21 protein-coding genes are annotated in these 25,047 nt (G+C 41.6%); 13 read left to right on the top strand and 8 right to left on the bottom strand.

The window, feature by feature from the left end:
• Positions 1 to 289 precede the first annotated feature (289 nt).
• The 5 genes from ccmI to G561_RS0109065 all read right to left on the bottom strand — a co-directional run bounded on the left by ccmI (position 290) and on the right by G561_RS0109065 (position 6,923).
• Positions 290 to 1,681, bottom strand: coding sequence for a c-type cytochrome biogenesis protein CcmI (ccmI, locus tag G561_RS0109085; protein WP_037032071.1), 1,392 nt, complete (start codon positions 1,679 to 1,681; stop codon positions 290 to 292).
• A gap of 183 nt (positions 1,682 to 1,864) precedes the next feature.
• Positions 1,865 to 2,425, bottom strand: coding sequence for a cytochrome c-type biogenesis protein (locus G561_RS0109080; protein ID WP_051584475.1), 561 nt, complete (start codon positions 2,423 to 2,425; stop codon positions 1,865 to 1,867).
• A 20-nt stretch (positions 2,426 to 2,445) separates the two neighbouring features.
• On the bottom strand, positions 2,446 to 3,066 hold the full coding sequence (locus tag G561_RS0109075; protein ID WP_028859272.1) for a DsbE family thiol:disulfide interchange protein: 621 nt from the start codon (positions 3,064 to 3,066) through the stop codon (positions 2,446 to 2,448).
• Positions 3,067 to 3,167: 101 nt separating this feature from the next.
• Positions 3,168 to 5,120, bottom strand: coding sequence for a heme lyase CcmF/NrfE family subunit (locus G561_RS0109070; protein WP_028859271.1), 1,953 nt, complete (start codon positions 5,118 to 5,120; stop codon positions 3,168 to 3,170).
• A gap of 474 nt (positions 5,121 to 5,594) precedes the next feature.
• Positions 5,595 to 6,923: a DUF445 domain-containing protein gene (locus G561_RS0109065; RefSeq protein ID WP_028859270.1), complete on the bottom strand. Its 1,329-nt coding sequence runs from the start codon at positions 6,921 to 6,923 to the stop codon at positions 5,595 to 5,597.
• Positions 6,924 to 7,224: 301 nt separating this feature from the next.
• On the opposite strand from G561_RS0109065, the gene mrdA reads away from it, so the two are divergent.
• The 10 genes from mrdA (at position 7,225) to G561_RS0109015 (ending at position 16,119) form a co-directional block, all read left to right on the top strand.
• Positions 7,225 to 9,213, top strand: a complete 1,989-nt coding sequence (gene mrdA / locus G561_RS0109060) for a penicillin-binding protein 2 (RefSeq protein WP_028859269.1) — start codon at positions 7,225 to 7,227, stop codon at positions 9,211 to 9,213.
• Positions 9,214 to 9,355: 142 nt separating this feature from the next.
• Positions 9,356 to 10,138: an RsmD family RNA methyltransferase gene (locus G561_RS0109055; RefSeq protein WP_028859268.1), complete on the top strand. Its 783-nt coding sequence runs from the start codon at positions 9,356 to 9,358 to the stop codon at positions 10,136 to 10,138.
• A 260-nt stretch (positions 10,139 to 10,398) separates the two neighbouring features.
• Positions 10,399 to 10,827 (top strand): 50S ribosomal protein L13, encoded by a 429-nt coding sequence (rplM, locus tag G561_RS0109050; protein ID WP_028859267.1) that lies wholly within the window; start codon positions 10,399 to 10,401, stop codon positions 10,825 to 10,827.
• 21 nt (positions 10,828 to 10,848) lie between these two features.
• Positions 10,849 to 11,235 (top strand): 30S ribosomal protein S9, encoded by a 387-nt coding sequence (gene rpsI, locus G561_RS0109045; protein ID WP_028859266.1) that lies wholly within the window; start codon positions 10,849 to 10,851, stop codon positions 11,233 to 11,235.
• Positions 11,236 to 11,542: 307 nt separating this feature from the next.
• Positions 11,543 to 12,127, top strand: a complete 585-nt coding sequence (gene petA / locus G561_RS0109040; protein ID WP_028859265.1) for a ubiquinol-cytochrome c reductase iron-sulfur subunit — start codon at positions 11,543 to 11,545, stop codon at positions 12,125 to 12,127.
• Positions 12,128 to 12,150: 23 nt separating this feature from the next.
• Positions 12,151 to 13,356, top strand: coding sequence for a cytochrome b (locus tag G561_RS0109035; protein ID WP_028859264.1), 1,206 nt, complete (start codon positions 12,151 to 12,153; stop codon positions 13,354 to 13,356).
• Positions 13,356 to 14,075, top strand: a complete 720-nt coding sequence (locus tag G561_RS0109030) for a cytochrome c1 (RefSeq protein WP_028859263.1) — start codon at positions 13,356 to 13,358, stop codon at positions 14,073 to 14,075. Before G561_RS0109035 ends, G561_RS0109030 begins: the two co-directional genes overlap by 1 nt.
• Positions 14,076 to 14,230: 155 nt before the next feature.
• The gene (locus G561_RS0109025) at positions 14,231 to 14,845 is read left to right on the top strand and encodes a glutathione S-transferase N-terminal domain-containing protein (RefSeq protein ID WP_028859262.1); all 615 of its coding nucleotides are present in this window, start codon (positions 14,231 to 14,233) and stop codon (positions 14,843 to 14,845) included.
• Positions 14,846 to 14,873: 28 nt separating this feature from the next.
• A complete protein-coding gene (locus G561_RS0109020) occupies positions 14,874 to 15,317 on the top strand; it encodes a ClpXP protease specificity-enhancing factor (RefSeq protein WP_028859261.1) in 444 nt (147 codons plus the stop codon).
• A 166-nt stretch (positions 15,318 to 15,483) separates the two neighbouring features.
• On the top strand, positions 15,484 to 16,119 hold the full coding sequence (locus tag G561_RS0109015; RefSeq protein ID WP_028859260.1) for a trimeric intracellular cation channel family protein: 636 nt from the start codon (positions 15,484 to 15,486) through the stop codon (positions 16,117 to 16,119).
• Positions 16,120 to 16,242: 123 nt separating this feature from the next.
• Here G561_RS0109015 and recJ read toward each other — a convergent pair whose 3' ends face one another.
• Positions 16,243 to 18,021, bottom strand: a complete 1,779-nt coding sequence (gene recJ, locus G561_RS0109010; protein ID WP_028859259.1) for a single-stranded-DNA-specific exonuclease RecJ — start codon at positions 18,019 to 18,021, stop codon at positions 16,243 to 16,245.
• Positions 18,022 to 18,351: 330 nt separating this feature from the next.
• Here recJ and G561_RS0109005 point away from each other — a divergent pair, with 330 nt between their 5' ends.
• Positions 18,352 to 18,873, top strand: coding sequence for a hypothetical protein (locus G561_RS0109005; protein ID WP_028859258.1), 522 nt, complete (start codon positions 18,352 to 18,354; stop codon positions 18,871 to 18,873).
• A gap of 191 nt (positions 18,874 to 19,064) precedes the next feature.
• Here G561_RS0109005 and G561_RS0109000 read toward each other — a convergent pair whose 3' ends face one another.
• Together G561_RS0109000 and G561_RS0108995 are read right to left on the bottom strand one after the other, a co-directional pair.
• On the bottom strand, positions 19,065 to 20,678 hold the full coding sequence (locus tag G561_RS0109000) for an inorganic phosphate transporter (protein WP_028859257.1): 1,614 nt from the start codon (positions 20,676 to 20,678) through the stop codon (positions 19,065 to 19,067).
• Between the two features lie 235 nt (positions 20,679 to 20,913).
• Entirely contained in the window at positions 20,914 to 22,575 is a 1,662-nt protein-coding gene (locus G561_RS0108995; protein WP_028859256.1) for an ATPase, read from the bottom strand.
• A gap of 449 nt (positions 22,576 to 23,024) precedes the next feature.
• Here G561_RS0108995 and G561_RS0108990 point away from each other — a divergent pair, with 449 nt between their 5' ends.
• Together G561_RS0108990 and ubiE are read left to right on the top strand one after the other, a co-directional pair.
• Positions 23,025 to 23,705, top strand: a complete 681-nt coding sequence (locus tag G561_RS0108990) for a DUF8198 family protein (RefSeq protein WP_028859255.1) — start codon at positions 23,025 to 23,027, stop codon at positions 23,703 to 23,705.
• Positions 23,706 to 23,954: 249 nt separating this feature from the next.
• Entirely contained in the window at positions 23,955 to 25,040 is a 1,086-nt protein-coding gene (gene ubiE / locus G561_RS0108985; protein WP_081794426.1) for a bifunctional demethylmenaquinone methyltransferase/2-methoxy-6-polyprenyl-1,4-benzoquinol methylase UbiE, read from the top strand.
• Positions 25,041 to 25,047 lie beyond the last annotated feature (7 nt).

The following is a 25,047-nucleotide window of genomic DNA, read 5'->3' as shown; positions in this document are numbered from 1 at the left end:
TCCTCTTGAATTATGTCGATGAACAATCATCTTAAAAAATAAGCGTCTTAAATAACAATATATCTTAAATAAAAATATAATGGTAACCACAAGCCCTAGCCCTGAATAGGGTTGATTCATTAGATGGTTACGCAACTAATGACGCCTCAGACAAGTCTTGTTTGACTGTTATATTAAGCATAAATACCTTACATTGAGATGAAAAAAAGCTCAAGCTATTTTAATAATAAATACCGCTATAATTAAAACTTAGTAGTCAAACAAACTTCAAATTTTTGCTATCAATAAACTACGGAAGCTGTTTATTAATTTCAGTAGTTACTTTTAGCTGACCCTCAGTATTGTCTTGATAGTTAAGCGGTAAGTCATTCGCGGCCAAATCACCTGCTTCTTGCATCGCTTGGCCTGACTTACTTATTCTAGCTTTCAATACCAATTGTTTGCCTTCCTGCATTGCTTTTGACAGGGTTTGTGTTGGCATCATAGCATCTTCATCACTCAGCTCGATATTAAAGCCATTTACTGCATTTGCTAACTCTGAAGCTGGTAGACGTTTTACTGCTAACGGAGCACCACCTGAAGCCTGTTGAATGGTCACAAATAGGATGTCTGAAGGTGCCAATAATGGAGTCAAGCTAGGGTTTAGGGTGACCGTTACCGCCACTGTTTGGGTCGCTGTATTTGCTGTACTGTTATTGGCTGCAGAGAGACTTGCTTGCTGCTGTTGGGCAATATTACGGCTCAGCTCATTCAAGCTATTTAGAGCCTCACTGTGATCACCATCTCTAGCCATAATCCCTGTTTTCAATCTTTCAACCCAGGCTTGGGCTTGCTGATAGTTACCCGCACGGGCTTCACCCATTGCCATCAACATTTGAGCCCCTTGATGCTCTGGATTCTTTTGTAGTACCCCTTCTAAAGCTTTGCGACTACTGGCATCTAACATGCCTCCGCTAGTGAAGAAGTTAGTTTGAGCGTAGCTAACAGCGATGGTTTCATCCTCAGGCGCTAAGCGATAAGCGCGAGCCTGTGCTTCCACGGCTTGCTGATTGGCCTCAAAAGCCAATAGGATATCCGCCAATCGCATCCAGCGCATAGGGTCGTGAGCATGATGATGGACGTTGGTTTGAATGGCACCCATTAAGCCCACTGAGTCTTCAGTAGCCCATTCTGGCGGCGCATCAATTTTACCAGTCAATAGATCGTCGGCTACTTGACCTACTTTATCCTGTGCTTGCCATAAGTTCACCACCGGCGATCTGTCTCCTGCTAGGAAATAGCCTAATATCATTAGAATAGGCACACAAATTAGCAGTGTTAAGCGCGCTTTGCTACTGCGCGTAAATTGTTGCTCACGCTTTGCTTTTAACAGCTGCTCACGGCTAAAGTTCTCTTCTTTCAGCCCTTCACTTAGCACCACACTATTTTTATCATCACTGGCTAATAATAGCTGGCGCTCAAGCTCTGTCTTCTGAGTCTTAAATTCAGCTTCTGTCATTGCTCCAGCATTAAAGTCAGCGGTTAGCTCTTCTAGTCGCTCTTTAAATACCTCAACATTAAGCGCTATTAGCTGGTCATTTTGAGCAGATCTGTCCACCCGCAGCCATGGCATAAGCACGATAATTGCTAATATGATTGCCAATAAAATTGCCAGCGCGACAAAAATCACTAACGTTGGCATGATTTAACTCCTTAAAAGTTGAGATATACCGCAATGGTGGTGACAGCAAAACTGCACTGCTTAACTTTAGTCTTAGATAAACTTTAGTCTTAGATAAACTTTAGTCTTAGATAAACTTTAGTCTTAGATAAACTTTAGTCTTAGATAAATATTAGTCTTGGATAAACAATTGTTAGCAATCCATTACTTTTTATCGCTAATGTCGTCGTTACTATGCTCTTTAAGTAATGCTTTTAGCTTTTGGGCTTCCTCATCACTTAAACCTGACCCTACCTTATCTAAGTCAACAGCTTGAGTGCCGCTTTGTACGCTACTAACCTGTTTTTTATTCTGGGCTTTAGTACGCATTAGCCAGCCTGCTATTAATAATAATAAAATCACTGGCGGAAAGTACCATAAAATCCAGGTCGAAGGCCTTACCGGCGGTTTATAGCTGATGAAGTCTCCATAACGCTCATACATATACTCTCGTATCTGAGCATCGGACTGCCCTGCCATAACCATTTCGTAAGTTTTTCTTTTCAAATCTTGAGAGATAACAGAATCTGATCCTGCCAAATTTTGGTTTTGACACTTTGGACAACGAAACTCTTCAATCAAAGCTTGGTACTGTGCTTCTTGTCTCGGGTTATCAAACTCAAACACCTCAATGGCAGCGTGCGATAAACTGCTCACTGAACCTAAGCTAAGCACCAAAGCCAACACTTTAAACAAAACACTAAGACGCTTAATTACGGCTGACATTGGGTTCGCCTTTATTGTATTCATTTACACACCTCAGCAATCTGCTTCGTGATCTCTGGAGTATCTAGCGCTACCTGCTTTTGGCCCATTTCTGTCAATAAGTCCATACAGGGCTTAATTCTAGACTGCCAGTTGTCCGCACTAATTTCACCTACGATATGTTGACGAATATTGCCTTGAGTATCAACGACAAAGCTTTCAGGAGCACCGGTTAACCCCAAGTCAATGGCAAAGCTACCATCATAATCTCTGAAGCTAAACACATAAGGGTCGCCGCCGTTTTCGAGGTATTCATGAGCTTTATCAAGCTCATCTTTGTAGTTAACCCCAACAATTGGCACCTGCTGTTGGTGCAGCTCCATAAAGAAAGGATGCTCTTCGTAACAAGTAGGACACCAAGAACCCCAGACATTAATAATATAAGGGGTTTTTGGTAAATCAGCATTGGTTACATTGGTCTCAGGATTAGATAATAACGGCAAGTTAAACTCTGGAACTGGTCGGTTTAACGCATTATCAAATACTACGTTAGTATCCTTACCTAGCCTGGCAAAGAACATAACGATAAGACCTAAGAAAACAATCAATGGAATTAAAAACCAAACCTTAAACTGTGACTTACTCATTAATGGGTCAGACATTTACCATATCCTTAATACAAATTTTGCATCAGTTATTTGCCGTTATTCTTTGCCATTTTTACCAATAATCGACTTTCAATAACAACTATCGGTAATAACGCCTAGGCAGATTTTTTTAGGCGATAGCGGCGATCAAGCATACTGATAAGCGCCCCTAATGCCATAACGATGGCGCCGGTCCATAGCCAAGCAATCATCGGCTTAACATAAATACGTACCGCCCAGTTCCCATCAGGATCATTGTCATCAATAGGCTCACCCAAAGCGACATAAAGATCTCGGAAGAAAGTGGTTTGAATACCAGCTTCGGTCATTGGCATGCTACTCACCACATAATTACGTTTTTGTGGATATAGAGTAGTAACAAACTTACCGTCTTTTTCTACCTTAATTTCGGCCTGAATGGCATCATAGTTTTGACCACGCACTTCATCGAAATCAACCAAAGTGAAATCATAATCTTTGATTTCAACAGTATCTCCAACTGTCATCGCTACGTCTTTTTCAACGCTTAATGCACTTGTTACACCAATGCCTAAGGCAACAATAAGCACCCCAATATGAGCAATCTGCATGCCCCAATAATGAGCTTTTAAACGCTTAATCCCTTTACCAAGGCTGGCTGAGTTCTTAGTTTTATCTTTAATATCATAGATTATCCATCCCAGCACCCATAAGCATAGTAAGCTGGTAACGACAATCTGTAGATTTAAACTTTGCGTAAATAAGTAAGTGGCGATAGCAGCCAGTAAGGCACTGCTTATTAAAATGGTCAAAGTGACGCCTAATAAAGGACGCTTATCCTGTTTCCAGCGCAGGTTAGAGCCCATACCCATAGTTAATAATAGCAACCATGTTAATGGCACAAATAGCGCATTAAAGTACGGAGGGCCTACAGATACCTGACCTAAGTTAAAGAAGTCAGCGATAATTGGATACAGCGTCCCTAGTAGTACTACCAAGGTGGCCACTAATATTACGATGTTGTTAATAACCAGTAGCGTCTCACGCGACTTAAGAGCATAGTTACTTTCAACGGTTAAACGCCAACCGCGTAAAGCAAAGACGATGAGGCCTGAGCCAATAACCACGCCTAATATAGCTAAGATAGCTAAACCACGGGTCGGGTCTGCTGCAAATGAGTGAACAGAAGTAATAACCCCTGAGCGTACTAAGAAAGTACCTAATAAACTCAAAGCGAAAGCAAAGATAGACAGCATGATGGTCCAGGCTTTAAACACACCGCGCTTCTCAGTTACTGCTAATGAGTGAATTAATGCGGTACAAGCCAGCCAAGGCATCAGTGAAGCGTTCTCAACTGGATCCCAGAACCACCAGCCGCCCCAGCCCAATTCATAGTAAGCCCACCATGAGCCTAGAGCGATCCCTAGAGTTAAGAAACCCCAAGCGGCTAATGCCCAAGGGCGAGACCATCGGGTCCATACCGCATCGAGTCGGCCAGCCCATAATGCCGCCATACAAAATGCAAAGGGAACCGCCATACCGACATAACCCATGTATAGCATAGGAGGGTGGAAAATCAGGCCTGGGTCTTGTAATAATGGGTTTAAGTCTGCCCCATCTACTGGCACATTAGGCAGGGTTCTCTCGAAAGGCGATGAGGTGAAAATAAGCATGGCCAGCATCATTAATTGCACAGCGCCCAAGATTACCAACACTCTAGCCCGCATATTCAGCGGTAAGCCACGGCTAAACCAAGCTACCATGGCCGACCAGCCCGCTAAAATGGTTACCCATAGTAGTAAAGAGCCTTCGTGACCACCCCAAGTTGCTGATAACTTATAATACCAGGGCAGTAACGAGTTTGAATGCTGAGCCACATAGACCAAGGTAAAGTCGTTATAAAAGAAGCCAGCCATAAGTGTTAAAAAAGATATCAACACTGCGACGAATTGTGACCAAGCCAAGCTTGGTGCCAAACGTTGCAAATGACTCTGATTTCGTGCAATACCAATCGTAGGTAGCACCACTTGCAGTAAAGCCAAAATCATTGATGCAACTAATGCAAAATATCCTAGCTCAGTAATTACCATATTCGCTCGCCCTAATACTACTATGCTGTTGCTTAAGCTTGGTAGGAGTTATTAAAAACAACCCCTATTCTAGTAAGCGTATAAATATTTATTAAAACCTATTTTGTCAAATAACAGGATCTAAACTCAAATCTAATTTTTACCTTACCGTAAAGGGTAGATAAATTGTTATGTACTTTTTATGTTGGTTAATCATTGTCAGATACAGCCCCTCCAACAATAGAAGGCCAAAAAACAAAAGGGCTATAACTTTATTACCGCTTATAATTTCAGCTTACTTTAATTAGATGCTATTTATTGTCTATTAAGGTTTTTAACTATCTCTTGACGAATAAAGCCACTCTATAGTTTGAGTGGCTTTACCTTAATTTGTACATCACAGTTGATATATCCATATAATATTTAATATATAGTTATATTGTATAGTGTCGATAATCATATAGATAGCTTTAGCTAAGCCTATATTTTAGCACTTTATCCGCTCACTGGGAAAAATACTAAAATTAAATGTAGCCAACCTGCCAAGAAGCCAGTTAGTCCGCCTAGGATAATCAAGGTAGTTTCATCTTCTCTAAAGGCAGGACGTAATAAGTTTTGGAATTCGTGCGAGCTTAGTGCCTTAATGCGCTCACAGAATAATCCATATATCTTATCAGCTCGACTTCTATTTAAATCGGGATCACGAATGGGCACCATAGTGGCATCGATCGATTTATCAATAATAGTGTTTTTCAACTGACCAAACTCTCGTCTACCCAAACCTAGTTTTAATGTGGTGCTAACTACCGGAGACTCTAGAATGCCATACAAATGATTTTTCATTAGATTGCGGGTTTCTGCCGCTTTTGGTCCATACATCATTTCATTCATGATGTTCTCTAGCGTTACTAACTCTTGCACCACAATAGCAGCAAAGACTTCAGAAACTTCTGGCTGACGCTTCATAAAGCCCCCTTGCCAGTTATAGGTGTCTATTTTCGGCAACACTGGCACAATAAATGGGAAGCCTTCGACCCGCTTAAACAAACGAATATATTTGATTGGCTTGGGATCAACCGGATTAAAAACCATCCAAATGGCAATCCAGTTGGTTAAAAAACCCCAAATTGCCGCAAAGAAAGGTACCGTCCAGTGCTGAGGCACTAATAAATAAATAAACATTTGCACGATACCAAAGAAAAACCCAATCAGAGCACTAATGTGCCAAATAAAGTTAATCTCTTTTTGTCCCACCTTTAAAAACATATTGACCATCAAACGGCGATCATTTTCCATGGTACGCACGATCATCTGCCGCATATCGACCAGTTCTTCGACATTATAGGTTAAATCAACCACCAACTCCCGCATAATAGAGGGTAGCTGTTCATGGGCATAATTATAAATACGGCGCTTTAAAGCATAGGGCAGATTACTCCACAGTGTAGCTGAGCGCTCATTCATAATCTCATCAATGAGTTGCTCAAGATTGGCATCGACGGTTTTAGTAATAAAGTCGGCCATCTCTTCAGGCTCCATCGCCTTGAAGAACTCATCAAGTGACCCAAGCTTTGATAAGGTCTGATCAACAATAACTCCGGATATCTTGCCCGCTTTTGCCGGCACAATGCCTTGCCAGCCAATACCCTTCCAGCCATAAGGTAAGTTTGGAATTTTTATACCCCAGAATTTGATAGGGTAAAACAGCATTTTCAAAGCCATCCAAACGTGCGCCCAGGTAACGAATGCCGTTACAAATGGAATGGTTAACACTGCAAAAAATTCGGGATGCGCGCTTAAGACTTGCCAGATAGAAGAAAGCATGTTGGATATATCACTTATACTTAGGTTAAGGGAACCTATTTCCATGTTATTGTAGTGTCAGTGTGCAAAATTCTACCACACCAGCTATAGATTTAGTTAAATCAACTCACCTGTCCTAGTGAGACCTGATAATAGCTCGATATGAGTCTAAACTGCAATAGCTTAGGCTGCATTAAAAATCACTAGGCAATAGAATGAGCTTTGATTTGTTATGATATAATCGCTACCACTGTCACTTTGACAAACCACCTCCCCTTCTAGACCTATTTTCTTTTTTTATCCTGCTAAGTATATAAATTTAATGAAACAACCCATCTCCTCAGATACTCGCCAAGAAAATCGCAGTTTTTTAAACCGCATTTTGTTTGCTGCGTTATTTATATTCTTAGGCCTATCAGGACTAATGGCTCGCTATTGGTATTTACAAGTATATTCTCACGAGAAATATACCACTCAAGCTGAGAACAACCGAGTTAAGCTAATCTCAGACCCCCCTTCTCGTGGTTATATTTACGACAGAAACGGTCATTTATTAGCAGACAACAAGCCGGTATTCACCGCCATGCTTAGTCCTGATGAGGTGCAAGATCCAAAGCGCACCCTTGAGTTGTTGAAGCCGATTTTTGACTTAACCGATGAAGAGGTTGTCGATATTTTAGCTCGTATAGAGCAAAGTAAAAACGACCCAGTAACCATTAAACTTGGTATTAACGAACAACAGATGGCTCAGTTTAGTGAGCGAAAACCTTTTTTTAAAGGAGTGAGCATTCAAAGTAAACTCACTCGTAGCTATCCTCATGACGAACTGTTTGCTCATGTTATTGGCTATGTGGGTCGCATCAATGATAAAGAGTCGAAAGAAATTGACAAAGAGCGCTATGCCGGTACAGACCTCATTGGCAAAATCGGTATCGAAAAATACTATGAGGACTTACTGTTAGGTAAAGCAGGCCATCAAGCTGTGGAAACCAACGTTCATGGTGATATCTTACGTAAGCTGGACAACACTCCACCCGTGCCTGGCAATGATATCTACCTCAGCTTAGATTATGGACTACAAAAAGTAGCGCAAGATCAGCTAAATGGTCGTAGAGGAGCGATTGTCGCCATTGACCCGCAAAATGGCGATGTTCTGGCGTTTGTAAGTAACCCAAGCTTTGATCCCAACCCATTCATTTCCGGTATTTCGTTTAAAGATTATGGCGCCCTACGCGACGACCCCGATCAGCCCCTTTATAACCGGGCTTTGCAAGGGATGTATCCTCCTGCTTCTACTATTAAACCCTTTGAAGGACTGGGTGTAATTCATTATGGGTTAATGGGCTGGAATGACACCATTTATGATCCAGGCTACTTTACTTTACCAGGAGATAGCCACCGCTTCCGTGACTGGAAAAAAGGCGGTCATGGTACAGTTAACCTCACTAAATCCATCGTGATGTCGGTCGATACCTACTACTATAAGCTGTCTTATCAAATGGGCATCCAACGCTTACATGATTGGATGGTTCGTTTCGGTTTTGGTAGCCCTACAGGAATTGATTTACCCAATGAGAAAGCAGGAGTAATGCCGTCACCACAATGGAAAATGGATACCTATGGCAAAGCTTGGCTCCCAGGTGAGACCATTTCTGTTAGTATTGGTCAAGGCTACTTCTTAGCCACCCCACTACAAGTAGCGAATGCGACAGCCATGACCGCCAACCTCGGCAAGAAGCTAACTCCGCACATGCTTAAGCGCTCTGAGGGAGCAGCCGAGGTGCACCCCATCGATAAGCCTACCGGAACCATTGAATTCAATGGGACTGAGGCTGACTGGTTAAAGATGCGGGATGCTATGGAGGAGACCATCAAACGAGGTACAGGTAGAGGCATCTATACCAACCGCTACCGGATTGCCGGAAAAACGGGGACGGCTCAGGTCAAATCTATTGCTCAAGGTAAAAGCTATAACAAGGCGGCCTTAGATAAACGTCACTGGGACCATGCTTGGTTTACTGGATTTGCTCCTGTCGAGGACCCTCAAATTGCGGTCGCTGTCTTAGTAGAGAACGGCGGTGGTGGTAGCTCAACAGCTGCGCCTATTGGTCGAGCCTTATTTGATTACTGGATGCTGCGTCGACCCAATGACCCTATTAATCCTCCTAGTGCAGAGGAATTAGAAATCATTAGAGCTGAGAAAGCTGCCGCTAAAGCGAAGTTAGACGCTGAGCGTGAGGCAAAAGAAGCTTTAGAAAAACAGGCAAAAGAAGCTGAGGCCAATAAACCTGAGACAAAGCCAGCAACCTAACTCTTAACCATTGACTTATGTCACTCAAAGCTTTTACAGCCTATAGATACAAAGCTTTAATAAAAGCAAAACGTTTCTAAAAGCACGTGAATACTGTATTTAAATATCAGGATTTAAAGGTTAAAACTTAAAGGTCAAGGTAATGAACGCCAAACGAAACCGTCCACACAAAGCTGCTGAAGCAAGACGCTCTAAAAAAACGTCTGTTGGCTCTCGTAATACTGCTACAAGAAGCAAAGCTAAAGCAGCCGGCCAAGTCCGCATAATCGGCGGTCAGTTTCGCCGTCAACTCGTGCCCTTTATAGATGCTGATGGCTTACGACCTAGCCCTGATCGGTTAAGAGAAACTCTGTTTAACTGGATCCAGTTTGAGCTGCATGATGCCCATGTGTTAGACCTATGTGCCGGCAGTGGCGTCTTAGGTTTTGAGGCTTTATCTCGCGGTGCAAGCTGGGTCGATTTTATTGAACTTCAGTCCCATCAAGCCAGTCTTATTTCACAAACGGCACAAAAGCTTAAACTATCGAATGATAACTTTCGACTGTCTATTGGCAATGCCTTAGATATCATTCCCGCGCTACCTAGTCAGAAACCCCTAAACTCTGCTCAAAACATTGAGCTGCCCAGTAGTGATAATCCTAGTATTGATGGCCCCAGTATTGATAACAATAAATCAGACTGCCCCAGCGATACATTTTATTATCATATCGTCTTTGTAGATCCTCCTTATGATCTTGAGTTATGGGTGCCTATGATTAATTTGCTGATTGATAACCGATTGGTTAATTCACAAACTTTGTTTTATATAGAAGATAAGCGAGAATTGAATCAGACTCTTGAACAGCTATCATATAAATATAATGTGCTGAAACAGACTAAAATGGGCCAAGTTTTTGCAAGCCTGCTGCAAATAGAGAAAATATAACCGCATTACTGAAAAGATATCGCCTCTAATCGCCAAAATAGACTATAATTTGGACCATAAACGAGTTTTAGCTCGCCTAAAATACCGTTTAGCGAAATAAACCCCTCTGTTTACAATCTTATATTGCTTTTTTTGTAGCCAATGACTACAATGTGCGTCTGTTTTTTGAGAGCCCCGTTTCCCCCAACACTCTCAACGACAGTGAAGCAGTTTCGCTGTTTCACAGATAACTGCTTCACTTGATAACTTAAGGTTTAATCATGAAAACACAAAGTGCAAAGCCCGCTGAGGTTACTCACGATTGGTATATCGTCGATGCTGAAGGTAAAACTTTAGGTCGCCTTGCCACTCAAATCGCTCATCGCCTTCGCGGTAAGCATAAGCCATCTTTCACTCCGCATGTAGATACTGGCGATTATATCGTTGTTATCAATGCAGACAAGATTGCTGTAACTGGTAAGAAAGCCCAAGACAAAAAATACTATCGTCACAGTGGCTACCCTGGCGGTATCAAAGAGACTAACTTCACTAAGTTAATTGCTCATAAGCCAGAAGAAGTTCTTTTGAAAGCCGTAAAAGGTATGTTACCTAAAGGCCCTCTTGGTTATGCTACCATTAAGAAGTTGAAGCTATACGCTGGTACTGAGCATCCACATGCCGCCCAGCAGCCTAAAGAACTAGACATCTAATCGCATAATCAGGAGTAAGTTATGGAACGCAATTACGGAACTGGTCGTCGTAAAACGTCAACTGCCCGTGTCTTTTTATCAAAAGGTACTGGTAATATCGTTATCAACGGCAAACCACTTGATGAATACTTCGGTCGTGAAACTTCACGCATGGTTGTTCGTCAGCCACTAGAATTACTTGATTCAGCTGAGTCATATGATATCTACGCTACTGTTAAAGGTGGTGGTATCAATGGTCAAGCCGGTGCTATCCGTCATGGTATCACTCGCGCACTAATCGAGTCTGACGAAACTCTTAAGCCTGCTCTTAAAGAAGCTGGTTTCGTTACTCGTGACTCACGTCAAGTTGAACGTAAGAAATTGGGTCTACGCAAAGCGCGTAAACGTCCTCAATTCTCTAAGCGTTAATTTATTTGATAGGCAGAGTTGTATTTGCTTATTTAATATTAAAAAAACCCTTGTTGACTCAAGGGTTTTTTTATTTTTACAGATGCGAATTTATTTTATTACTAAAATAGCTTAGAATAGACACAATTAGTAATATTAGGCAAAGCCAATGTAACCCAACATTTATTATTAATGACAAATAGCATTATGGAATTAAACGTTATTGTCTTCTTATTGCATTGGGTTTTACATACCAGTATGAAAAGTTGCGAGTACCTTATATACTAAGCCTCGTCTTTTCATGACTTTTATCTGGAGGAAGTTTTTAATGAGCCATGCCGAAGGCGTCAACATAAAACGCCGTAGAGTTTTGATCGCTTCAACTGCTGCTATAGGCGCAGTTGGGGTTGCTTCGGTGGCCACACCATTCGTGCGCTCTTGGTATCCAAGTGCGAAGGCCGAAGCTGCAGGTGCTGCCGTTACACAAGACATTAGTGCTATCGAAGATGGCCAAATGATTGTGGTTAAATATCGCGGTAAGCCAATTTTTGTCGTTAAACGTACTGAAGAGATGGTGGCTAACTTAGAAAAGGTTACTCCTCAGCTAAGTGACCCAAATTCGGACGCTTCAGTACAGCCTGAGTATGCCAAGAACGCTACTCGCTCTCGCGAGCCTAGCGTCTTAGTTGTAGAAGGTGTTTGTACCCATCTAGGGTGTGCACCTAACTACCGTCCAGAAGTAGGCGCTGCTGATTTAGGTGGTAATAGCTGGTTCGGCGGTTTTTTCTGCCCTTGCCATGGTTCGAAATATGACCTAGCTGGCCGTGTATACAGTGGTGTTCCTGCTCCGACTAACTTACCAGTACCAGAATACAGCGTAGATGGTCCTATCTTAACTGTTGGGGAGGCGTAATCATGAGCTTTGGAAAAAAAATGATGAGCTGGGTTGATGCCCGCTTCCCTGCTACTGAGACGTATGAATACCATATGTCAAAGTACTACGCGCCAAAAAACTTTAACTTTTGGTACTTCTTCGGTGTGTTATCGATGATTGTGTTAGTCAACCAGTTAGTGACTGGTATTTGGCTAACCATGATGTTTAACCCAAGTGCTGAAGGCGCATTTGCCTCTGTTGAATACATCATGCGTGATGTAAAAGGCGGCTGGTTGATTCGCTATATGCACTCTACGGGTGCATCTGCCTTCTTCGTGGTGGTTTACCTACACATGTTCCGTGGTATGCTCTATGGCTCATATAAGAAGCCTCGTGAGCTTATCTGGTTAATCGGTATGGGTATCTACCTATGTCTAATGGCGGAAGGCTTCTTCGGTTATCTACTACCTTGGGGTAACATGTCATTCTGGGGTGCTCAGGTTATTCTTAACTTACCTGCTGCTATTCCTGTAATCGGTGATGGCCTGGCTGAATGGGTTCGTGGTGACTACCTAATCTCTGGTATTACCCTAAACCGTTTCTTCGCCCTTCACGTTGTGGCAATTCCTCTAGTATTAGTTGGTCTGGTATTTATCCACTTAGTAGCACTACACCACGTAGGTTCAAACAACCCTGACGGTGTTGATATTAAGAAGCTAAAAGATAAAAATGGTGTGCCTTTAGACGGTGTTCCATTCCACCCATACTACACCGTGCATGACATGGTTGGTATCGTGGTCTTCTTTATTATCTTCTTTGCTGTGGTATTCTTCTTCCCAGAAGGCGGTGGTTTCTTCTTAGAAAAACCAAACTTTGAAGCGGCTAACGCTCTGAAAACGCCACCACACATTGCACCAGTTTGGTACTACACGCCATTCTATGCAATCTTACGTGCGGTTCCTGATAAGTTAGGTGGTGTTATTGCCATGGGTGGTGCGATTGCCATGCTATTCTTATTACCTTGGTTAGACCGTTCACCTGTGAAGTCTATTCGTTACAAAGGTATCTTATCTAAGATTGCTCTAGGTATCTTCGTAGTTAGCTTCCTGGTATTAGGTTACTTAGGTGTGGCCCCTGCTACTCCAGTTAACACTATCCTAGGTCGTATCTTTACTATCTTGTACTTCTTATATTTCTTATTGATGCCAATCTATACATCAATTGAGACATGTAAGCAGCCACCTGAACGCGTTACTGGAGGTCACTAATGAGTGCTTTAACTAAATCATTGACCGGCTTCGGAATTGGTGTTGCTCTAACACTAGCTGCCACCACATCTGCCCAAGCGGCAGGTGGTGAGGGCTGTGGTACCTTCACTAACGCTGATGGGGTTGAAGAACACCTAGCTTGTAGTACTGCGCCAATCGACTTTGCTAACAAAGGTTCGCTACAACGTGGTGCTACCATGTTCATGAACTACTGTGCTGGCTGTCACACTGCAAAATATGTACGTCACTCGCGTATTGCTCAAGACTTAGAGATTCCACCAGAATTAGTTGAAAAATACTTATTGGTAACCTCTGATCAAATTGGTGACCATATTGATAACGGTGTTGATCCAGACATTCAAGCAGGTTGGTTCGGTGCGCCACCACCAGATTTATCGCTAGAAACTCGCTTACGTAGTGATGACTGGGTGTATACCTACTTACTAAGCTTCTACGAAGATCCAAGTCGTCCTTGGGGTGCCAATAACCTGGTGCTACAGAACGCAGCGATGCCTCACGTTCTAATCAACTTACAGAATGAATTAGGCGAAGAAGAGTATCGTAGCCGTGTGGGTGACTTAGTCAACTTCATGGCTTGGATGGCAGAGCCTGTTCGTGAAGACCGTAAGCGTTATGGTTTCTTCGTGATGATCTTCTTATTAATTTTATTAATCCCAGTTTATCTATTAAACAAAGAGTTCTGGAAAGACGTAAAATAACCTCTCCTAACTTTTAATAATCATAGAAAACTGAAAGAAAAGACGATAGAAATCTATCGTCTTTTTTTATGCCTTAAATTTGGTAAAGATTATGCAATTGATTAACCTAGACAGTTTGGTTACTATGCTAGTCTATTCATTGCTTTATGTAGTCTATGATTGATCCTAAAGACATTCCTGATAGCCAGATTGTGCTGTATGCTGATGATGGGTACGATAGCCATGTGATCCGACTATTATTAGCTGAAAAAAAAGTAAAGTATTACTTATCGCTTCTTTATAGTGAACGACCAGAAGATTTGCGTCAGTTAAATCCCTACAACACCATTCCGGTTTTGGTACATCGCGACTTCAGCTTATACGAACTCAATGTTATTTTTGAGTATTTAGAAGACAGATTTCATGGTCATAAGCTATTGCCCGATAGCCCCAAGCAAAAAGCGCTACAACGACAACTTGCTTGGCGTATCCAAAATGACTGGTTGAAGCTTGGCCGTATTTTATTAACTCACAAAGACAGCATTAATCCGCAACAAGCCAAAATTGCGCATCAAAAGCTGTCCGATGCCTTAGTGACTTTGTCGCCAATATTTGGTCAAACTAACTATTTTATGTCGGATGAATTTGGTTGGTGTGATGTTCTGCTGGGGGCCATGCTGTATCGTCTGGATGAAATGCAGATAGAGTTACCTACTCATTTATGTCGACCATTATTTGAGTATCAAAAACGTCTATTTGAGCGCGACAGCTTTTTACAAACCATGGCATAAACAAATTTAAAATATAACAGAGGTTACCATGACAGAAGACCTAAAATTAACCCCTACTCGTCCTTATATGATCAGAGCTTTTTATGAGTGGCTAGAAGACAATTCACTAACCCCCTACTTGCTTGTTGATGCCACTCAAGATAATTTAGTGATACCAACAGAGCACGTTCAAAACGGACAAATCGTATTAAATATTGCCAGCCAAGCCACAGGCAATATGAATATTGATAATAATTATATTAACTTTAATGCCCGATTTGGCGGAGTTTCTCGTGAGCTATGGATTCCTATGCAGGCTGTGATGGCACTTTTTGCCAAAGAAAATCAATCAATCGCTATGCCGTTTGATCCTGCAGAGTATGATAACTTTACCCCAGAAGAGCCCGAACCTACTAAAGCTAAGCCCACTCCGGCTTCCAAAGCAGATACTATAGAGCGGGCTAAAAAAGCGGGGCTAAAAATCCTAAAATAAGCAGCTAACTGATAAACCCACTAGCTGTCATAAGTTAAACTATCCAAATAGTTCAAAACTATTGATAATAGCAAGGTCTCTTTTTAGAGGCCTTTTATTTGCGCCAATAAATAGTTGTAATGTTATGAATAATAAACCACCCCATTAACTTATTATGTGATGAAACATGCCCAATTATTACATTACTCCAGACCTATTAATTTATCTATTCGATATGGTCGGTGTTATTGCCTGTGCCATTGCCGGCACTCTACTTGCTCAGCACAAAGGATTTGATATTGCAGGTTGTATCTTGGTTTCTATGGCCAATGCCATCGGTGGCGGTACCATTCGTGATGTGATAATCGATCGTCATCCTCTGTTTTGGATGACAGACTTAAACTACATCATTGTGATTACCATTACCTCCTTAATCCTTCAGATATTCTTTCATCTTTATCATAAAATCGACACCGCATTAAAGTTTTTTGATGCCATTGGTCTTGCCGCTTTTAGTGTTATTGGCCTAAAAGTTGCCCTTTCACAAGGTGTTGCACCGGCGATTGCGGTCTTGATGGCGGTCTGTACAGCTATTGTCGGTGGTATGGTTCGAGATATTATCTGTAATGAAATTCCATTGGTATTACAAAGAGAGATTTATATAACTGCTAGCGTGATTGGCTCATGCTGTTACTTTGTGATGCAAGCCATTGGTATCGAACCAGGTATTAACGACTTATTAACGCTAGCTATTATTTTCTTCATTCGTATATTGGCACTGGTTTTCGACTGGCACTTACCCTCTATCCGTTTAGTAGATTAGTAGCTTATAGAATAAAAACAAAAAGAGCCTAAACGTCATAGTTTAGGCTCTTTATTGGTGGTTGTTACTTATTGGTTAAATCTTATTAGCTATGGTCTTATTAACCCTAATCGGCTAGATGTCTTATGGCACTATTTGGGTTACTGCTAAATCCTTAACCATCATTTGGATATTTTGATTGCCATTCCATTCATTAATATTTAGCTCAAATAGCATATGTACCTCTTTGGCCCTATAATCCCATTTATCGGTATCATAATTAAACCAGATGGCATCAACCGGATACAAGACACCGGGATATTTTAAAGAAAGCTTTAAATGCTTGTCTTTCAAAATTCGGCTGTCCAATACCTCAAATAGCCCATCAAATTGTGGGGCCACAAAGCCATGACCCCAGATATGACTGTGGGTTAATGCTTCGACAAACTGCAAACTAAAGTCTTCTGCGACCAGCTCCCCATCAGTAAATTGCTCTTCTTCAAATACTGAGGCCTCCAAATTTTGCATTAATTGCTCAAACGCTTCGGCAAAGGCTGTAAAATCTTTCTTTTTCAGGGTGAGACCTGCTGCCATAGCATGGCCGCCAAAATGAGTAATCAGCTCAGGATGGCTCTCTGCAATACTCTCAATGGCATCTCGGATATGAATTCCTGGAATAGATCGGGCCGACCCTTTGATCGCATCTTCTGCCCCCACTTTCGAATCATCAGCAGGCGCAAATACGATCGCTGGTCGATAGTGCGTTTCTTTTAGACGCCCAGCCACGATCCCAATAACCCCTTGATGCCAGTCGTCTTGATATAGTATTAAGCTACGTAGTTCACTTGGCTTTGTCTTGGTATCTGTAGCCTGCCCCTCAGAAGCCTGTAACTGTCGTAAGATATCATCGGCTTGCTCACGCATCCCGCCCTCTACGAAGCGGCGCTCTTTATTGAGCTTATCAAGCTCAAAAGCTAAGCGTTTCGCCTCCTGCATACTGTCTGCCATCAAGCACTCAATACCAATACGCATATTGTCCATACGCCCAGCAGCATTGATACGAGGCCCAATGACAAAACCAAAGTCTTGTACGCTCATCTTGTGTGGATCACGACCCGCAAGCTCCAACAAAGCCAAAATGCCCAATGAGCATCGACCTTCCCGTATCGCAGCTAACCCATGGGCAACTAAGGTTCTATTATTGTGATCTAGCACGCCAACATCGGCCACAGTGCCTAACGCCACCAAGTCCAAATAACGGCTAACCTGAGCACTTGAGCGCCCAGCTTCGCGTCGATACTTAGATAGTCGGCCTAATAAATAAAAAGCCACGCCCACCCCCACCAACGCCTTACTATCAAAGTCACATTGCAATTGATTGGGATTAACCACAGCGTGGGCCTCAGGGTTAGGTTTAGTGGTTAAATGGTGATCGGTAATTACCACTGTGATACCATTCTCTAGTGCTTTATCGACTCCCTCATGACTTGAGATACCATTATCCACCGTAACAATAACGTCAGGGTTATACTCATCAATTCCTAACTGCACTATTTCAGGGGTTAGCCCATAACCGTACTTAAATCTGTCTGGTACTACAAAATCTACTTGTGCCCCCATCTCGCCCAATACTCGCATCATTAATGCAGTACTGGTTGCCCCATCACAATCAAAGTCGCCTACGATTAATATACGCTGTTGATTTTCAATTGCGTTATCTAGAATCTCAACAGCTTGGTCAATGTCTTTTAGCCCATCAGCAGGCAGCAAAGTGGCCAATCCATAATCTAAAGCCTCACTACTGGTTACTCCTCGGGCTAGAAATAAGCGGGTTAAAGTCGGAGAGTATTGATATAAATCTTGTAAGCTATCAGGCAAATCAGCAGGTAGGGTTCCAGTAAATCTTGGGGTCAAATTCAACATAATTTTTAAATATTTATCTCATTAAGGAGGATGGGAAACACATAAGTTAATAACAGACAATTAGGGCAATGGCTTATTTTTAAATTAAATTTATAATTTTTTACAAAAATTACGCGGTTTGGCATTGTGGAAACAAACTCACACTTGTTTCAAGCTATGAAATCTTTAAAATTCATACTATAAACCGATAACTTATTAATTAAACCAATAGCTTATTAATTAAACTGTGAATTTTTCTAAGGCGATAAATGACTTCGTTTTTATATTAGGTCTTTATTTATTCCGTCTTAGAAGCAGTTTTTTAAAATAGCTCTACTATAAGGATGCTTCATGATAACTCTTCCCGCCGCTGAAAAACTACCAGAAACCATTGATCCTAACTTAAACCTAGAAAAGATCAAAAAAGAATGCCAAAAAATGGTAAAAAAGCGCGCTAAATATTCAGCCGGTGCTGCCATTATTCCGGTGCCTTTTGTTGATATTGCAATCGATGCTGGCATCTTAACTCAATTACTTCCAGAAATCAGTGCCCGTTTTGGTCTAATCTCTGAGCCTGAATCTGCTATCGACTTAAATGCTAAAGAGATTCATTGGAGCGAAATGAAAAATCGTGCGGTAGACTTTGCCGGCTTAATGGCCACTCGTGGTGTAGTGAAGAAGACCGTACAAGGTTACGGGGGACGTATTGTGGCCAAGCAAGTAACCAAATTTATCCCACTAGGCGGTCAAATGGTTGCAGCAACTATGGGTTATATGATCTTCAAAAAAATTGCTAATGACCACATCAATGAGTGCTACAAACTAGCAAAAAGCATTCAACAAAAGCAGCATCAGCAAAGTCAAAACGTTTAATCGTCTTGTCTAATGCTGCAAACTGACAGCAGATACCTAGTTTTGTTACTGGATATAGTCTGAAACTCAGTTACTATCAACAGTAACAACAATCTAAACCTCAGTAACTACAAACTAAGTCTCAATAATAAGCAAAGCCCCCATATATTTGGGGGCTTTGTTTTATTCGATATAACAGTCTATTTACTACATTAGAAAATGCTGGTCAAAATCAGGTAACTGATCATAGACATGGTGGCTGCTGCTGGCAGGGTAACGACCCAAGCTAGACCGATAGGCTTCATTAGACCCCAGTTGGTATTTTTATTAACCATACCAATACCTAATACTGCGCCCACTAATACGTGCGTACTAGATACCGGCAGACCTAACATAGATGCTCCCATTACCACCGCTGCAGCTGACAATTCAGCTGAGAATCCAGAAGCTGGGTGCATTTGGGCTAAGTTAGTCCCTACCGTTTGAATAACCTCTTTACCAATGAACCATAAGCCCACTATCAGTGCCACACCAAAGGTGACCATAACCGGAGCGGGTACTGCAGCTTCACTAGCAATAGCATTGGTACGGATAACGTCCATAATGGCTGCAAAAGGACCCACTGCGTTGGCAATATCGTTGGCACCATGACTAAATGCGAAACCAGCAGCGGTAAAGACCTGCATCCAGCTAAATAAAATAAAAGTAGCTCGAGTTAAGTCCTCTTTTTGCTTGCCTTTAATACTCTTAGTATAGATATAGGTGGTTAGCCAAATCAGTGCCCCTACCATGATCATTAATAAGAAGCCATGTAATGAGGTCAAAGTCATCTCAACATTGCTTAAGCCTTTAAATACCACCATAGCGGTCATTACCACACCGCCAAAAGCTGCAATTAACGGTACCCAATGACGTAAAGCTTTTAGAGTATCAATGTTTGCTCTTTCACGCTCGATATCATATAACTCTTGGTAGTAATCGGTTTCTAAATCATCACGTTCTGTATCTTCATCTTTATAGATTTCTTGGTCACGTATCATTTTTGAGGTATAGGAAATCTGCAAAGATTCAGCTAGCTCATTTAACCACTCTTTATGACGCTTTTTGAGTGCTTTTTTGGCCGCTTTTAACTCTTTAACCCGCTCTTCTGCACGGTCGTTGTAAGCTAAGATATTTACCTTAATTTGACCGTATAAGACATAGGCCAAAACACCGCCTAATAAAGGAGAAATGACCCAAGAGATGGCAATCTGCCCTACCTGGTCCCACTGTACTGTTGATAATGCGGTCTCGGTACCCCCAATCTGAATACCCATAACTATAGAGCTACCGACCACGCCCCCAATAATTGAGTGAGTGGTAGAGACCGGCAATCCCTTTTTGGTGGCAAACAACAACCAAAATGCAGCAGCAATCAGTGCTGATAACATCACATAAATAAATAAGTTGGGCGTAACCGCTGGACCTAAGATATCTAGATCGACAATGCCTTTACGAATGGTGTCAGTAACTTCACCACCGGCAATGACAGCTCCTGATACCTCAAAAATAGCAGCAACTGCTAAAGCTTGGGGGATGGTTAACGTGCCTGCCCCAACGGAGGTACCAAATGAGTTAGCGACATCGTTACCGCCGATGTTAAAGGCCATAAATATGCCAAACAAAGTAGCGACGATAAACAGCGTAGTTTGTTGATGGTTAGTATAATCGAGACCCCACCAGATAAAATAAGCCGTAAAAGCGAAAAGAAAAAGACCAAAAGTAAGGTTAGCCTTTGTTGATCCCTTAAAATGGGTACCACTAGGTGTAGTTGACTTTGGAAGCATGATATTTCTGAGCCAATCGGAGGTGAAAATGTAAAACCCCGAAAAATCGGGGCTTCAATGAATTAAAACAAGTCCGTTTGATCAAGACAGTTATCAACCTACGCTACATAGGACTTAAGCTGTATTTTAGCGTAAAATGATCGACATTATTTGATAGGCGTTACAGCCCATTATAAATAAATTGGGTATATTATACCCTTGTCGGATTGAACTTGAAACATCTGTTTTTCTAACCTCAGATTTTTATCACTTTTTCAAGCCGTGCAATGGCATGATCCAATACTGCCAATCGCGCCGTTCGCTTATCATTAGTGGCAACGACATGCCATGGCGCATACTTAGTATTGGTTCGTGCCAGCATATCTGCAGCCGCTTGTACATACTCATGCCATTTGTCTCGATTGCGCCAATCATCTTCGGTCAGTTTAAACTGTTTGTGCGGGGTTTCTTGTCTTTCCTCAAAGCGCTCTAACTGTTCCTGCTTATCAATGGCCAACCAATACTTAATAATAATAGTGCCTTTGTCAGCCAAATCACGCTCCATACGATTAATTTCCTCATAAGCACGTTGCCAAGCGGCTTCACTAGCAAACCCTTCAATTCTCTCTACCAATACACGGCCGTACCAGGTTCTATCAAAGATTGCGACACGGCTCAAACGCTCTTCTTTTAAGTTTGGAGAAAATTCAGGCAAACGTTTCCAAAATCGCCATAAATAAGGGTGCTGCAACTCAATAAGGTTAGGAGCAGAAATATTATAAATTTGATACTCCCGAGGATCTAAGGGAGCAACCAATCGCTTAATAGCCCCGCCCTTACCGGCGGCATCCATGCCTTCAAAGGCAAATATCACATGATGATTGGTCGGCTCAGCATCTCCCTCTTTACCTCTATAATCGGCGCGAGCACGTAACAGCTCAGCCAATCGGCTTTGTTTTTTTGCCAAAGCTTTTTGATAGTCGATTTTGCCCATGTCTGGGTCATCGATATCAGTCAGCTTATCTGGGACATCCGCCCACGAAAATGCCGCATTAATATTGCGACTAATATCCGATACCAACGGATGCTTGCTGTCATTTTGCTGACTACTTAACAGAGCGCTTTGGGTCGCATGCAGTACTTCATGACAAAACTGTAGGTTAGCTTCTTCAGAATAGCCCTGATCTTTATAATCTTTTTTGGATTTATTTTCGGTAATCTCTTCCGGCTCACTGCCATCAAGGATAATCCAGTCTTGCTGTTGGCTTAAAATAACTTTGGCAATCTTATTAAAACGCTTAACCTTCTTTTTATCCCGCCAGTCCATGTGATACAGCCACTCTGGATCGTCTTTATCATCTTTGATGCGATACTTTAGGGTATCTTCATCTATATGAAACCAACATTTTAATAGTTTGGTATGGTTGTTCATTAAATCCATCTCAAACTCAGCCAACAAGTTTAATTGATGACGCAAATAGACTTCCCAAGCTGCAAACTCATCATCTTTGCCATGAGACCTCTCCTGCTTCATCAACAGCAGCGCGCCCTCGATCAGATCAGCATACCAGTTACCAAAGTAAGCGGTGATATTGCCATGCCGTGGCAGCTTTGCCACGTGTGCCTGCCATATAGGCTCATATTTACTAGGCACACTACCTATGGTCGCTTCCACGTTTAACAATCTTGGATCTACCCACTGGCGCAACTGAGTTACAGCCGCTCCTTTGCCTGAATATTCCATACCATTAACTAATACCAACAGACCTGTAGCCTGCCCTTGCTGACGGGTTTCACGCAGCGCATATTGGGCCTTAACCAACTCAAAACGCAGTTGCTGCTCATCCATATGAAACTTACTCAATGGATCGGCAGTAATGCGCAGCTCTTTGTTTTCATTTTTATTATCTTTAGACATTTTTTATCCTTTAAAATAAATCACTACCTTTTGTAAGGTTTATACAGGCTTTGTACCTATTATTTTTGGACCTATTATTGATGATAGGCTTTGATATTATGTAGCGCTTACATATAGTATTATCAAAATTAAAATTAGGTTTGGTAAAATAAGGTCAAATTGTACTAATGTCACTATACTGCATATGTTAAATGCTATGCTACAGATATAAACAGTGCTACAAATATATACAGTGCCGCAGATAAATACAAAATTACATAAATACAATGCCATAGATTTATGACAACGAATATCGCTTGCTACATAATTCCTATTTAACTCATACCAAATTAAGCGGTATGTTCTTGGTTAATTGATGGTATTTGGTCTACACTCTTTGTTTTTTATCTAACATTTTTACTAAAATTTTCATATTTAATAATTTATTAAAATTAATCAGGAGTTTACTTATGTCTGCCCTATCCGATTTAAGTGTTGAGTTAAAACAGTTTTGGGAACTACCACATCACAATGACCCTAAGCTAGCTACAAAGTTAGCAGAAGTTCAAAACTGGCAAAAAGAGCGTATCCGTAAAACCCATGCTGATCTTTTTTCTCAACCAAAAAACAAACCTATGGCAGACTATTTTTTGACTCATTTATATGGCGGCGATAGCTTAAATCAAATCGTCAGCCAACTTGAGAAGATTGTACCAAAAGCGCAAAAGGTCGAAAAATTAGCGCCATCTAACGCTTTAGAAACAGGCACTTTAGGGGTAGAAACTGCTATTACCTCTACCAAACTAGATCTAAAGTTGGCTCAGTGGCTAATAGATAATGACCTTGAGGTTAATGAAGCCAATATGAAACAAGCTTATTTGGCCGTTAATGATGAAGCTGCTCGTCGTCAACAGCTCGAAGACTTAAAGCAAGTATGTTACCGCAGTGATAAATACTTAAACTCATTTATCTTACAAAAGTCTTTTAAACTGGTAAAAAAACAGGCTTACAAACGTAACCTTCAGCCTTTATATGACTTTATCGATGCTGGTTTTTCAGCAATGAAGCCTCTGAAAAGTGTCGGTAGCTTTATTGATCCTTTCTGTGAGCGTGAGCTGGCTATTATTGACGAAGTGCACCAAGGTGCCTAAAACTTAAGGTTACCGCTTTATATCAGCAGCCCTATATAAACCGCTATATAAGCATAAGCAGCCACTGCCTATTTGATGTATGATAACAGCCATCAATAGCTTTTATTTTTCGGTTAGCAACTGAGTAAAAAACTTAGAAAAAAAGTATATGGTTAAATCCATATATAAGTAATCTCAACTTACTCTACACTCGGCTGCTAACCTCCCAGCATTATTTTTAATTGATAAATACTACAATCAGGATCTACAATGAGCCAGTCCAATAATCAAAACAAAGACACTGCAAGTCTGCAAAATAAATTGGTCCAAGACACCATTGACCATACCCATCAAACTAATGCTCAAGTGCAGCAGTCTTTACAATCCAATTCCAATAAGCAAACAGTGCTAAATGACAAGTTTAGCGATGTCAGTCAATTACCAGAAGGTACGCCCCAAGGTCAACAGACTACCCGTCCTTACAACCCTACTCAAACCGAGCCAAATAGCTCTCAGCCCACTCAAGACTTTGAAAATTTCACCGGTCAGCGTGACCTGCCTCGCTTTAATCCTAAAGATGATATCAATAACCCACATACTCCTGATACGGATGGCTTAGAAGAGACTCACTTTGGTTATAAGAAAGTTAAGAAAGCGGAAAAACAAGCCAAAGTAGCCGATGTATTTACCTCTGTCGCCAAGAAGTATGACATCATGAACGACCTGATGTCTTTTGGTATCCATCGCTTATGGAAGCGTTACACCATCAGCCTATCAGGCGTACGCGCAGGACAACACGTGCTAGATATCGCAGGCGGTACCGGAGATTTAGCCAAAGCATTTAGTCGTGAAGTAGGTCGTAACGGTAGAGTGGTTTTATCAGACATCAACGCAGCGATGCTGGATGTGGGACGTGAGCGCTTAATCAATGCAGGCTGTAATAACGTTGACTTCGTATTGGCAAATGCCGAAACCCTAGCCCCTTTTGAGGATGAAAGCTTTGACTTATTAACCATAAGCTTTGGTCTACGTAATGTTACCGATAAAGATGCGGCTTTACGTGCTATGTACCGTGTGTTGAAGCCTGGTGGCCGCTTGTTGATTTTAGAGTTCTCTAAACCTATCTTCGAGCCATTATCAAAAGCGTATGATATTTATTCATTTACTGCCCTACCCTTAATGGGCAAAATTGTGGCCAATGATTCAGAAAGCTATCAGTATTTAGCAGAATCTATTCGCATGCACCCTGATCAGCAAACCCTGAAAAACATGATGGAAAATGCAGGCTTTGTAAACTGTGATTACCACAACCTAACCGCAGGTATCGTGGCCGTTCACCGTGGCTTTAAAAAATAAAGCACAC

It is taken from the genome of Psychrobacter phenylpyruvicus DSM 7000 = NBRC 102152 (assembly GCF_000685805.1).
Taxonomy (GTDB): Bacteria; Pseudomonadota; Gammaproteobacteria; order Pseudomonadales; family Moraxellaceae; genus Psychrobacter; species Psychrobacter phenylpyruvicus.
This window is presented reverse-complemented; position numbering and strand designations above follow the sequence as displayed.